The sequence below is a fragment of the Trueperaceae bacterium genome, from assembly GCA_019454765.1.
GTDB lineage: Bacteria > Deinococcota > Deinococci > Deinococcales > Trueperaceae > JAAYYF01.
This window is the reverse complement of the sequence record JACFNR010000030.1, coordinates 22,872-35,125: the sequence shown is the minus strand read 5'-3', so window position 1 is coordinate 35,125 and position 12,254 is coordinate 22,872. Positions and strand designations below refer to the sequence as shown.

Annotated in this window: 10 protein-coding genes; 4 read left to right on the top strand and 6 right to left on the bottom strand. The window is 72.1% G+C overall.

The genetic code is table 11. The annotated features are described in order from the left end of the window. Positions 1 to 87: 87 nt before the first annotated feature. Positions 88 to 1,380: a UDP-N-acetylglucosamine 1-carboxyvinyltransferase gene (murA, locus tag H3C53_09190; protein ID MBW7916841.1), complete on the bottom strand. Its 1,293-nt coding sequence runs from the start codon at positions 1,378 to 1,380 to the stop codon at positions 88 to 90. A 207-nt stretch (positions 1,381 to 1,587) separates the two neighbouring features. Here murA and H3C53_09185 point away from each other — a divergent pair, with 207 nt between their 5' ends. Continuing rightward, a complete protein-coding gene (locus H3C53_09185; protein ID MBW7916840.1) occupies positions 1,588 to 1,797 on the top strand; it encodes a transcriptional regulator in 210 nt (69 codons plus the stop codon). An 18-nt stretch (positions 1,798 to 1,815) separates the two neighbouring features. Beyond that, a complete protein-coding gene (locus H3C53_09180) occupies positions 1,816 to 3,666 on the top strand; it encodes a PQQ-binding-like beta-propeller repeat protein (GenBank protein MBW7916839.1) in 1,851 nt (616 codons plus the stop codon). A 9-nt stretch (positions 3,667 to 3,675) separates the two neighbouring features. Here H3C53_09180 and H3C53_09175 read toward each other — a convergent pair whose 3' ends face one another. The 5 genes from H3C53_09175 to ilvB all read right to left on the bottom strand — a co-directional run bounded on the left by H3C53_09175 (position 3,676) and on the right by ilvB (position 10,257). Then, the gene (locus H3C53_09175) at positions 3,676 to 5,322 is read right to left on the bottom strand and encodes a citramalate synthase (protein MBW7916838.1); all 1,647 of its coding nucleotides are present in this window, start codon (positions 5,320 to 5,322) and stop codon (positions 3,676 to 3,678) included. Next, entirely contained in the window at positions 5,319 to 6,875 is a 1,557-nt protein-coding gene (locus H3C53_09170) for a 2-isopropylmalate synthase (protein MBW7916837.1), read from the bottom strand. Before H3C53_09170 ends, H3C53_09175 begins: the two co-directional genes overlap by 4 nt. A 34-nt stretch (positions 6,876 to 6,909) precedes the next feature. Further along, positions 6,910 to 7,908: a ketol-acid reductoisomerase gene (gene ilvC / locus H3C53_09165; GenBank protein MBW7916836.1), complete on the bottom strand. Its 999-nt coding sequence runs from the start codon at positions 7,906 to 7,908 to the stop codon at positions 6,910 to 6,912. A gap of 133 nt (positions 7,909 to 8,041) precedes the next feature. Continuing rightward, complete coding sequence (ilvN, locus tag H3C53_09160) at positions 8,042 to 8,542, bottom strand: acetolactate synthase small subunit (protein ID MBW7916835.1); 501 nt, start codon at positions 8,540 to 8,542, stop codon at positions 8,042 to 8,044. Continuing rightward, positions 8,539 to 10,257: a biosynthetic-type acetolactate synthase large subunit gene (ilvB, locus tag H3C53_09155; protein MBW7916834.1), complete on the bottom strand. Its 1,719-nt coding sequence runs from the start codon at positions 10,255 to 10,257 to the stop codon at positions 8,539 to 8,541. Before ilvB ends, ilvN begins: the two co-directional genes overlap by 4 nt. A 303-nt stretch (positions 10,258 to 10,560) precedes the next feature. On the opposite strand from ilvB, the gene H3C53_09150 reads away from it, so the two are divergent. After that, positions 10,561 to 10,866 (top strand): stage V sporulation protein S, encoded by a 306-nt coding sequence (locus H3C53_09150; GenBank protein ID MBW7916833.1) that lies wholly within the window; start codon positions 10,561 to 10,563, stop codon positions 10,864 to 10,866. A 68-nt stretch (positions 10,867 to 10,934) separates the two neighbouring features. After that, on the top strand, positions 10,935 to 12,254 hold the full coding sequence (locus H3C53_09145; GenBank protein ID MBW7916832.1) for an RsmB/NOP family class I SAM-dependent RNA methyltransferase: 1,320 nt from the start codon (positions 10,935 to 10,937) through the stop codon (positions 12,252 to 12,254).

Here is a 12,254-nt window from a genome sequence, read left to right as displayed (position 1 = left end):
CGGGGACGTCAGCGGGGAACTCGGCGGTCCCGAGCCGACCTAGGCGTGCGGGACCTCAGCCGTGAGTGCCGGAGGCCGCTTCGGTGCTCACGCGCCGTAGGTGCCCGTCGCCGCAAGCGGCGGGGTGACGGCGCGCTCCACGCGGGCGCCGAGCGCGCGCAGGCGCTCCGCCAGCCGCTCGTAGCCGCGGTCGACGAAGCGCATCCCGCCCACCTCGCTCAGGCCCTCGGCGGCCAGGGCAGCCACCACGAGGGCGCCGCCGGCGCGGATGTCGGCCGCGTACATGGCGGCGCCGCGCAGCGGACCGCCGCGGATCTCGAGCGTGCCGTCTTCCAGGCTGAGGCGCGCGCCGGCGCGCGCCAGCTCCTCGACGTGGGTGAAGCGGTCGGGGTACACGTGGTCGCGGACGCGGCTGAGGCCGGGCAGGGTGGCGAGGTAGGCCGAGAACGGCGCCTGCAGGTCGGTCGGCACGCCGGGGTACTCGCGCGCCTCGACGTCCACCGGACGCAGCGGACCGGTGGCGTCGATGCTCACGCTGTCTGCGCCGCGCCGGACCTCGACGCCGGTGCGCTCGAGGGTGTCGAGCACGGCCGTCAGGTGTGCGGGCTCCAGGTCGGAGAGGGTGATGGCGCCGCGGGTAGCGGCCGCGGCCAGCAGGTAGGTGCCGGCCTCGATGCGGTCTGCGATGGGGCGGTGGTGGACGCCGCGCAGGCGGGGCGCGCCCACGACGGTGATCACCGAGGTCCCGGCGCCCCGCACGTCCGCGCCCATGGCGTTGAGCATGTTGGCGAGGTCCGGCACCTCGGGTTCGCGCGCGGCGTTCTCGATCACGACCTCGCCGGCGCCGAGCGCCGAGGCGAGCAGGACGTTCTGGGTGCCGCCGACGGTCGGCGCCTCGAACCTGACGACGCCCTGCAGCTTGCCCGTGCGCTTGGCGTAGAAGTCGCCGTCCTCCTCGACGATCGACGCGCCCAGCGCCTGGAACGCCTCGAGGTGGCGGTCGACGGGCCTCGGCCCGAAGGCGCAGCCGCCCGGCATGCTCACGCGCGCCTCGCCGGTGCGGGCCAGGAGCGCCCCCATGATCACGAAGGAGGCGCGCATCTTGCTGACCAGGGAGTATGGCGCGTGGTGAGTGCGGAGGTTGGCCGCGTGGAGGTGCAGGTCGTGCCCCTCCCAGCGCGTGGCGAGTCCGACGTGGCGGAGGATCTCCTCGCTCACGAGCACGTCGGACAGCCTGGGGACGTCGTGGAGGACCACCGGCTCGTCGGTGAGCAGGGCCGCCAGCATCAGGTAGAGCGCGGAGTTCTTGGCGCGGTAGGCGGTGAGCTCGCCGGTGAGGGGCGTGCCGCCCCGTACGAGCAGAAGGTCGTGGTTCTCCATCCCCAACTCCAAAGGCGCGGCGGCGCGCGGAAGACCCGAGTACGATGTGCAAGTTACACACGTGGCTCAGAACGAGTCTAATGCGTCACATCATACGCGTCAAGGACATGCTCATCCTGCTATGATCTGCGCAGCGAGCAAGTGGCGCATCGCACTTCCGGCGGCGGACGAACCGCCCGGCCGGCGCGCCACCCCGGAGGAAGGGCCTTGGCCAAGCGCGAGAAGAGCAAGCGTCTTCAGGTCGTCATCACGGAGGAGCAGGACTCACTGCTGACGAAGACGGCGTACCAGCTCTCGAACCCCGAACGGCTCGTGTCGAAGTCGGAGGTCGTCAGGCTCGGCATCGAGATGCTCAACCGCGCCGTCGAACAGGGCGCCCTCGACCCCGACATCCTGAAGGCTCTCGACGAAGCCTGAGGGCGGGGCGAGCGCGCGATGTTCGAGACCGGCGACAAGGTCGACGACCGGTACGAGATCCTCGGGCCCCTCGGTGTCGGCGGCATGGCGCACGTGTTCCGCGCGCGCGACACGCACCTCGAGCGCACCGTCGCCCTCAAGGCGCTCAGGCCACACCTGACCGAGGCCGACAGCGAACGTTTCCGGCGCGAGATCCGCGCCCTGGCGCGCCTCAACCACCCGGGCATCGTCACCATCTACGACCTCGGCCTCGGCCAGTACGTCTACTTCGCCATGGAACTCATCGAGGGCGGACCGATCACCGACATCGGGCCATACGAGGGCGACCCTGAAGGCGCGGACCGCCTGTTGGGGGCGGCCACGACCGTCGCCGAGGCCCTCGGCTACGTCCACCGCCTCGGCATGGTCCACCGCGACCTGACGCCGCGCAACATCCTGGTGACGCCGCAGGGCACCCCCAAGGTGATGGACTTCGGGCTGGTGCAGCTCACCGAGAGCTCGCGCGCCCTCACCCGCACCGGCTTCACCCTCGGCACGCCGCAGTACATGGCCCCCGAGCAGGCGACGGGCGAGCCCACCGGCGCCGCCACGGATCTCTACGCCTTCGGAGCGGTGCTCTACCGGACGGCCACGGGCGTGGCCGCCTTCGACGCCGACAACGACCAGGCCGTCCTCTACCAGCACGTCTACGGCACGCCCGCGCACCCGCAAGACGTCAACCCGCAGGTGCCCACGCCGCTGGCGCGGCTGATCCTGGCGCTACTCGAGAAGGACCCCGCCAAGCGACCCAGCTCGGGCTGGGCGGTGGCCGACGCCCTGCGCGCCATCCGCGCCGCCGTGCTGGGCCGCGCCCCGCAGCAGGCCCACGCCGGGCCGGGCCGCACCGGCGCCTACCCGAACGGCCCGGCCAACCCCGCCACGCTGGCCCGCCGTTGGAGCCTGGAACTCGACGAGGGACCGCAGTTCCCCTCCGGGCTCTCCTCGGCGGGCGGCTTCCTGCTGGTCGGGCAACGCTCCGACGCGCTCGCCGTCGTGCGCCCCGCCGACGGCGGCCTGCACGCCACCTTCGAGCTCCACGACGAGGCGAGCCAACCGCCCTTGGTGGTGGCCGACACCCTCTTCATGACGAGCCGCGACGGCGCCATGAGCGCCCTCCATTGGCCCCGCGGCGAGCTCGCCTGGCAGCGCCTCGACGACGAGGTCGTGGGGGCGGCGGCGTACGGCGACGAGCTGGTGGTGAGCCTCGACGGCGGCCTCGCGCACTGGTCGCGGACGGGCGAGGAGCGGTGGCGCGCCGACCTGGGCGGGCCGCCCGCAACCGCGCCGACGCTGCACGCGGGCCTCGCGCTGGTGCCGACCCGCGACGGCTGGCTCCACGCCGTGCGGGCCCAGACCGGCGGCCCCGCCTTCAAGGTGGAGGTGGGCGCCGTCACCACCCCGCCGGCGGCGGCGGGCGGCGTGCTCCTCATACCCGTGCGCGACGGCGAGGTGCACGCCTTCGACCTCGCCAAGCGCGAGGTGTTGTGGAGCTACGACCTCGAGGGCGAGCAGTGGAGCACGCCCGTCGTGTGGCAGCAGTACGTCTACGTCGTGTCGTGGGGGCAACGCCTCCACTGCCTCGCGCTGCGCAGCGGCGACGACGTCTGGACGAGGCCGCTGCCGGCGCCCGTCACGGCGGCGCCCGCCGTGGCGGCGGGCGCGCTCTACGTGGTGACGGAGGGCGGCGACCTCATCGTGCTCGACGCTCGCAGCGGCCGCGTGCTGCTCCTCGACAAGGTGGCCAACGCCGCCATCCAGGCGTCGGCCCTGCCGCTGGGCGACCGCGTCATCGTCGCGGCCCTCGACGGCACGGTCGCGGCCTACGGCTGACGCGCGGCCTCAGGCGCTGGCGGGCAGCTCCTTGCCGGCCGCCGGCGGCACCACGCCGTCGGTGACGAGCTTGTACTCGTAGGCGTCGATGAGCGCCTCGTACGACGCCTCGATGATGTTGGTGCTCGCCCCGACCGTGCTCCAGGTGGTGTTGCCGTCGCCCATCTCGACCTGCACCCGCACGACGCTCGAGGTGCCCGTCTCCGGGCCGGACAGCACCCTCACCTTGTAGTCGCGCAACGTGAGCGTCAGGAGCGACGGGTAGAAGGACCCGAGCGCCTTCAACAGGCAGCGGTCGAGGGCGTTGACGGGCCCGTCGCCGGAGGCGGCGCTATGCTCCGCATGCTCCCCCACCCGCAGCCGCACCGTGGCCTCGCAGCGCGGCGCGCCGACCGTCTTGTCGATCATGACCGTGAAGCCGTCCATGTGGAAGTACGGCTCGAAGCCGCCCTGCACCTTGCGGGTCAGCAACTGGAAGCTGGCCTCGGCGCCCTCGTAGGCGTAGCCGCGCGCCTCCAGCTCCTTGATGTGCGCGACCACCTCGCGAGCATCGGCGCCGGCGGCATGCGCCGCCCCGGCGTGGGGGGCGGCCCCGTCGGCCCACTCCGCCAGCTTGGCGACCACGTTGGCGCGCCCGGAGAGGTCCGACACGAGGACGCGCCGGCGGTTCCCCACCGACTCGGGCGGCACGTGCTCGTACGTCTGCGGCAGCTTGTTGACGGCCGACACGTGCACCCCGCCCTTGTGAGCGAAGGCGCCGTCGCCGACGTAGGCGGCGCGGACGTTGGGTGACAGGTTGGCGCGCTCGTCGACGTAGCGCGACAACGCCTTCAGGTCGGCGAGCCGCTGCGGCTGGGGGCGCCCGAGCTTCAGGCTCAGGTTGGCGACGATGCTGACCAGGTTGGCGTTGCCGCAGCGCTCGCCATAGCCGTTGATCGTGCCCTGCACGTGCGAGGCGCCCGCCTGCACGGCAGCCAGGCTGTTCGCCACCGCCAGCTCCCCGTCGTTGTGGGCGTGGATGCCGACGGGCACCGGGCTCATCGCCACCACGGCCCTGGTCAGGTCGGAGACGGTGCCCGGCAACGACCCGCCGTTCGTGTCGCACAGCACGAGGCGCTCGGCGCCGCCCGCCAGGGCCGCCCGGAGCGTGGCCTGGGCGTAGTCGGCGTCGGCCGCGTGACCGTCGAAGAAGTGCTCGGCCAGGTAGAGCACGCGCCGCCCCTGCGCCCGCAGGTACTCGACCGACGTGCGGATCATCTCCAGGTTCGCGTCCAGCGTGGCGCCCAGCGCGTGCTCCACGTGCAGCGTCCACGACTTCCCGAAGATGGCCACAACCTCCGTGCCGGCGTCGAGCAGGGCCCGCAGGTTGGCGTCGTCCTCGGGCAGGGCGTCCTTGTGGCGCGTGCTCCCGAAGGCGGTGAGCTTGGCGTGAGCGAGCTCCACCCCCCGCATCGCCTCGAAGAAGCGCGCGTCCTTCGGGTTGGAGCCTGGCCAGCCCCCCTCGATGTAGTCGACGCCGAAGGCGTCGAGGCGCTTGGCGATGGCGACCTTGTCGTCGCTCGTGAACTGCACGTCCTGGCCCTGCGTGCCGTCGCGCAGCGTCGTGTCGTAGATCTCGACGACCCCGCCGCCGCGCGCCGGCGCTAGGCCGCTCACGGTAGCGTCATGGTGAGGGTGGCGCCCTCCGCCTTCGCCCTGCCCACCCCGGCCGCGAGCTTGTTCATGACGTCGACGTAGGCGAGCACCGACGAGTGCACGACGTCGGTCGAGATGGCGCGGCCGAAGAGCGTCTGCCCACCCGCCGTCACGCGGATCGTCACCTCGCCCAACGCGTCCGTGCCGCTGCCGATGGCCTTGAGGTCGTAGCTCTCGAGCACCAGCGGTATGGGGGTGAGGCTGGCGAGCGCCTTGAAGGCGGCGTCGACGGGACCCGAGCCGGTGGCCGTGGCCTCGAGCAGCTCGTCGGGCGAGCGCAAGCGCACGAGCGCCTGCGGCGTCATGCCGCCCATCCCCGACTGGAACTGCACGTGCTCGAGCCTGTAGGTCTCGGCCACCTTGACGATCTCGTTCTCGACGAGGGCGCGCAGGTCCTCGGTCGTGACGGACTGCTTGACGTCGGCGAGCTCCTTGAACTGCTTGAACAGCTCGTTGAGCTGCTCCTGCGACAGGTCCTGGTAGCCGAGCTCGCCGAGTCGCTGCCGGAAGGCGTTGCGCCCCGAATGCTTGCCCATCACGAGCACGCCCGCTTCGCGTCCGACCAGCTCGGCGTTCATGATCTCGTACGTGCTCAGGTTCTTGATGACGCCGTCCTGGTGGATCCCGGACTCGTGCGCGAAGGCGTTCTCCCCCACGATCGCCTTGTTCGGCTGCACCATCATGCCCGTGTAGCGCGACACGAGCCGCGACACGCGGTAGAGCTCGCGGGTGTTGATGCCGATGTCGTGCCCGTAATGGTCGCGGCGGGTGTAGAGCGCCATGGCGACTTCCTCGAGCGCCGTGTTGCCGGCGCGCTCGCCGATGCCGTTCATGGTGACCTCGACCTGCGTGGCGCCGTTCTCCACCGCCGCCAGCGTGTTGGCCGTCGCCATGCCGAGGTCGTCGTGGCAGTGGGTCGAGATGGCCACGCCGCGCGCCTCCGGCACGTTCTCGAAGATGCTCCTGATGAGGGCGCCGTAGTCGAGGGGCGTGCCGTAGCCGGTGGTGTCCGGGATGTTCACCGTGGTGGCGCCGGCCGCGATGGCCACGCGCACGAGTTCGTAGACGAAGGCGGGGTCGGCGCGCATGCAGTCCTGCGCCGAGAACTCGACGTCGTCCGTGAACTGCTTGGCGTACCTGACGGTCTCGTCGGAGATGGCGAGCACCTCGTCGCGCGTCTTGCGGAGCATGTACTCGAGGTGCACGTCGCTGGCACTCGTGAAGAGGTGGATGCGGCCCCGCTCGGCGGGCGCGATGGCCTCCGCGGCCCGCTCGATGTCGAGCTTGTGGGTGCGGGCGAGCGCCGCGATGACCGGACCGCGCACCTCCTTCGCGATGCGCTGGACGCAGTCGAAGTCGCCGCTCGAGGTGATCGGGAAGCCCGCCTCGATGATGTCGACCCCGAGTCTCGCGAGCGCCTGGGCGATGTCGAGCTTCTGCTGCGTGTTGAGCGCCACGCCCGGGCTCTGCTCGCCGTCGCGGAGCGTGGTGTCGAAGAACTTGATGTACGCCATCTGCCTGTCCTCCCTGGCCCCTACCCGGCGCCCCTCAGCGCTTGCCGCCGATGAACGGCATCATCTTGCGGAGGCGCGCCCCGGTGCGCGCCAACAGGTGCATCTCGGTGTTCTTGCGGCCGGCCTTGAGGCGCGGCTGGCCCGTCACGTTCTCGCTCAGGAAGTCGGCGGCGAAGCTGCCGTTCCTGATCTCGGCCAGCACGCGCTTCATCTCGGCCTTGGTGGCGTCGGTCACGATGCGGGGCCCGGTCCGGTAGTCGCCGAACTCCGCCGTGTTGCTGACCGAGTAACGCATGCGCTCCATGCCGCCCTCGTAGATGAGGTCGACGATGAGCTTCATCTCGTGGACGCACTCGAAGTAGGCGATCTCCGGGTCGTAACCGGCCTCGACCAGCGTCTCGAACCCGGCCTGCATGAGGTGCGACACGCCGCCGCACAGGACGGCCTGCTCGCCGAACAGGTCGGTCTCCGTCTCCTCGCGGAACGAGGTCTCGAGCACGCCGGCGCGCGTGCCGCCGATGGCCTTGGCGTAGGCGAGGCCGAGGTTCTTGGCGGTGCCGGTGGGGTCGGCGTGGATGGCCAGCAGGCAGGGCACGCCCCCGCCCTCGGTGTAGACGCGGCGCACGAGGTGACCCGGGCCCTTCGGCGCGATCATGAAGACGTCCACGCCGTCGGGCGCCACCACCTGGCCGAAGTGGACGTTGAAGCCGTGGGCGAACAGGAGCGCGTTGCCCGGTTCGAGGTGCGGGCGGATCTGCTTCTCGTAGACGGCCTTCTGCACCTCGTCGGGTAGCAGCAGCATCACGAGGTCGCCGGCCTTGGCGGCCTCGTCGACTTCCATCACCTTGAGCCCGGCCGCCTCGGCCTCGGACCACGAGGGCGAGCCGCGCCTGAGGCCCACGACCACGTCGCAACCCGACTCCTTGGCGTTGAGGGCGTGCGCGTGGCCCTGCGAGCCGTAGCCGATGACGGCGATGGTCTTGCCCGCGAGGTGCTGGAGGTTGGCGTCGGCGTCGTAGTAGATGTTGGCCATTCTCTGTTCGTCTCCTTGGGTCGCCGCCGCGGACGCGGCGGCGCGGGGTAGGTCGCTAGGGTGGATGGTGGCCGCTTCCGGCGCACCTGGGCGCGCCTGGGCGCGCGAGCGGCGGGCGAGCGGGGGGCGCCTCTCAGGCGACCGCGGCAGCCGGGGTGCGCTCGAGCGCCACCCGGCCGGTGCGGATGAGTTCCACGATGCCGAACGGGCGCATCTGCTCGATGAAGGCGTCCATCTTGGCGGCGTCGCCCGTCACCTCGAACACGAGGGCCGTGCGGGCCACGTCGACGATGTGAGCGCGGAAGTCCTGCGCGATCTGGCGGATCTCCACGCGCTCGTCGGGGTTCTTGACCCTCACCTTGAGGAGCATGAGCTCGCGGTCGACGGAGCGGCTACGGCTGTGGTCGACCACCGTGAGGACGTCGATGAGCTTCTGCAGCTGCTTCTCGACCTGCTCGACCGTGTCGTCGGAGCCGGAGACGACGAACGTCGTGCGGCTGATCCCCGCCCGCTCGGTCTGCGCCACCGACAACGACTCGATGTTGAAGCCGCGGCGGGCGAAGAGGCTGGCGATGCGCACCAGCACCCCGGGCCGGTCCCGCACGACGACGCTGAGCACGTACTGCTTGCTCACCGCGTCACCGCCTCGGCGCTCTGCGCCGCGGCGGCCTGCGCGGGCGCGGTCGGCGCCTGATCGCCGAGGATCATCTCGTCGACCCCGGCGCCGGACGGCACCATCGGGAAGACCTTCTCGGCCTCGTAGACGAAGAAGTTGAGGAGGACGGGCTTCTTGGCGGCCACGGCGGCCGCGACGGCCTCGCGGGCCGTCTCGCGGTCGAAGACGTTGTGCCCCTCGATGCCGTAGGCCTCAGCCAGCTTGGCGAAGTCGGGGTTCGAGTCCGCGAGGTAGACCTCGCTGTAGCGCTGGGCGTGGAAGAGCTCCTGCCACTGCCGCACCATGCCGAGCATGCCGTTGTTGAGGATGGCGATGATGACGGGCACGTTCTGCTTGTAGAGGGTGGCCAGCTCCTGGATGTTCATCTGGATGCTGCCGTCGCCCGCCACGAGTACGACGGTCTCGCCCGGCCTGGCGATGGCGGCGCCGATGGCCGCGGGCAGGCCGAAGCCCATGGTGCCGAGGCCGCCGGAGGTGATGAACGAGCGCGCCTTGGTCGACGGCAGCATCCGTGCCGCGAACATCTGGTGCTGCCCGACCTCGGTGGCCACGATGCAGTCGCCCCCGGTCGCCTCGCGCAGCATGGCCAGGATCTCCTGCGAGACGAGCGGCTTGTCGAGCTTGTACTTCTCGGGGTAGGTGTCCTTCCAGTCCGCCAGCGTCTCGCGCCACGGGTCGATGTCGAGGCGCCCCAGCTCCGCGGTGAGGCGCGGCAGGACGTCGCGCAGGTCGCCGACCACCGGCACGTGCGCCTTGACGAGCTTGCTGATCTCGGCGGGGTCGATGTCGATGTGGACGACGGTCGCGTTGGGCGCGAAGCGGCTGATCTTGCCCGTCACGCGGTCGTCGAAGCGCAGGCCGGCACCCAGGATGAGGTCGCAGTGGCTGATCGCCTTGTTGGCGGTGACGGTGCCGTGCATGCCGGGCATGCCCAGCGCCTCCTCGGCCGCGGGTGGGTAGGCGCCGATGCCCATCAGGGTGGTGATGACCGGGATGCCGGTGCGGGCGACGAGCTCGGCCACCTCGCGCGTGGCAACCTGAGCGCCACCGCCCACGATGAGGACGGGCCGCTTCGCGGCGCGCACGGCCTCGGCGGCCTTCGCCACCTGGCCGGCGTGGCCCACGACGGTGGGGCGGTAACCGGGCAGGTCGACGGCCACGTCGAGGCTCCCCTCGAACTTGGCGAGCTGCACGTCCTTGGGGATGTCGATCAGCACCGGCCCGGGGCGGCCGGTCGAGGCGATGTGGAACGCCTCCGCCATCACTCGCGGCAGCTCGGCCACGTCCTTGACGAGGTAGTTGTGCTTGGTCACGGGGCCGGTGATGCCGTAGACGTCGGCCTCCTGGAACGCGTCGGTGCCGATCAGCCCGCTCGGCACGTTGCCCGTGATGGCCACCAGCGCCGACGAGTCCATCATGGCGGTGGCGAGACCCGTCACCAGGTTGGTGGCGCCGGGGCCGGAGGTCGCGAAGCACACGCCCGTCTTGCCGCTGGCGCGGTAGTAGGCGTCGGCCATGTGGGCGCCGCCCTGCTCGTGCCTCACCAGCACGTGTTTGATGGGCGAGTCGTAGAGGGCGTCGTAGATGGGCATGATGGCCCCGCCCGGATGCCCGAAGATCACCTCCACGCCTTGCCGCTCGAGCATCTTCATCACTACTTCCGAACCCGTCATCGATGACCTCCGCGCCCTCTCCGAAATCGCTTGCCGACCGCGCTCAAAAAGAAACCCCGCCGAGGTTGCGGCGGGGCTCGAGAGCAGGCTAGATGGCGGTTAGCCGGCACGACCCCACGAGCTGGTAATTAGGCCCCAGCTGATCGTAGTCCCGTGCAGCGAAACCGTCATTGGTGGGCACTATACGAGCGTCGGGGAGCCGTGTCAAGGCGCGTCGCGCTGCCGCGGCAGCGTGACGCGCGGGCAACGGCGCCTGCTCGCGCGGTGCATAATCCCCGTAACCCAGCCCCATGGAGGTCCGACATCGAAATCCTTCGCGTCTCCGGAACTTCCCGGCCGAACTCGGTCGCCGGGGCGATCGCGGCGCTTCTCAGGAGCGCCCGCGAGGTCGAGGTCCAGGCCATCGGCCCGCACGCGGTGAACCAGGCGGTCAAGGCCATAGCCATCGCGCGGTCGTACATCGAGGCGGAGGGGCTCGACCTCCGCACGGTGCCGTCGTTCGTGAAGCTTGAGCTTCACGAGGAGGAGCGCACGGCCGTCCGCTTCCTGATCGAGGCGTTCGAGTTGGCGGGGGGCGCGGCCGAGGCGAGCGAACCGCCGCCCGCCTGACCCGCACGCGCGGCGAGCTCACCTCCCCGGGGACCGGCGGCGCGGGTTAGCTTGGCGCGGTGAGCCGAGTGCCCCGTCGCCACGCACGAGCCGCCCCCGCTGGCGGCCGCCCTCCCGCGGGCGCGCGCCCGTTGGCGGCGGCGGTCGTGGCGCGGGTGCAGCGCGGGGCGTTCCTGGCGCCCACGCTCGACGAGTTCCTGCGCGCGTCCGGCCTGGAGCGCGAGGAGCGGGCGCTCGCGACGGACCTCGCCTACGGCACCGTCCGGCGCCTGCCGCAGGTCGACGCGGCGTTGGCGCCCCTGCTGGAGCGCCCGGAGCGCCTGCCGCCGGCGGCGCTCGACGCCCTCAGGCTGGGGACCTACGAGATCCTGTGGCGCGGCACGCCGCCCTACGCGGCGGTCAGCGCCTGGGTGGACGTCGTCAAGGAGACCCACCCCCGCCTCGCGCCCCTGGTCAACGCCGTCCTGCGCCGGGTCGAGCGGCCGGACGTGGCCGCCGCCGGCCCGGCCGCGGCGGCCCTCGCTGCGGCAATGCCCGGCTGGCTCTACGCGCGGCTCGAGGCGGCGCTGGGCGGCGACGCCGCGGCGGCGGCCGCCGCCATGCTCGAGCCCGAGCCCCTCTGGCTGACCGCGTTCTCGCCCGCCGCCGACGCCGCGCTGACGGCCGACGGTGCCGTTAGCGAGCCCCTCGGCTGGGGCGCGCTCGGGGGTCCGCGCCCGCTGCGGGTGCGCTCGCCGTTGCCGGTGGCGAGCCTGGCCGCGTTCCGCTCCGGCCTGGTGCAACCGCAGAACCCCGCCTCGTTGGCGGTCGCGCTCGCGTTGGGCGCCGGCGCCGGGGACCGGGTGCTCGACCTCGCCGCCGGCCGCGGGGTGAAGAGCGCCGTGCTGGCCGCCCTCGGCGCGGAGGTGACGGCCGTGGAGCTCGACCCGCGCCGCGGCGCCGCCGCCGCCCACAACCTGACGCGCCTCGGCCTTCACGTCACGCACCTGACCGCCGACCTGCTGCGCCCGCCGCCCCTCGAGAGCGCCCCTTGGGTGCTCCTCGACGCGCCGTGCACGGGCACCGGCACGCTGCGCGGGCACCCCGAGATCAAGCTGCGCCTGACGGCGGCGGACGTGGCGGCCGCCGCCCGCACGCAGGCCGGCATGCTGGCGAACGCCGCGGCCGTCACCGCTCCGGGCGGCGTCCTCCTCTACGCCGTCTGCTCCCTCACCCCCGACGAGGGGCCGGACGTGGTGGCGCGCTTCCTCGCCGCCGTCCCGGGTTTCGACCCCGAGCCGCCCAACCTGCCGCTGCCTTCACGCGCCGTCGGGGCGGGCGCGTTCGTCCTGCCGCTGGCGGGGGTAGACGGCTTCTACCTGGCCCGCCTGCGGCGGACCGGGGGCTGA

Excerpts from the sequence above, each read along its gene's own strand:
- murA (MBW7916841.1), bottom strand. The coding sequence starts at position 1,380 with ATGGAGAACCACGACCTTCTGCTCGTACGGGGCGGCACGCCCCTCACC.
- H3C53_09180 (MBW7916839.1), top strand. The coding sequence starts at position 1,816 with ATGTTCGAGACCGGCGACAAGGTCGACGACCGGTACGAGATCCTCGGG.
- H3C53_09170 (MBW7916837.1), bottom strand. The coding sequence starts at position 6,875 with ATGGCGTACATCAAGTTCTTCGACACCACGCTCCGCGACGGCGAGCAG.
- ilvC (MBW7916836.1), bottom strand. The coding sequence starts at position 7,908 with ATGGCCAACATCTACTACGACGCCGACGCCAACCTCCAGCACCTCGCG.
- ilvB (MBW7916834.1), bottom strand. The coding sequence starts at position 10,257 with ATGACGGGTTCGGAAGTAGTGATGAAGATGCTCGAGCGGCAAGGCGTG.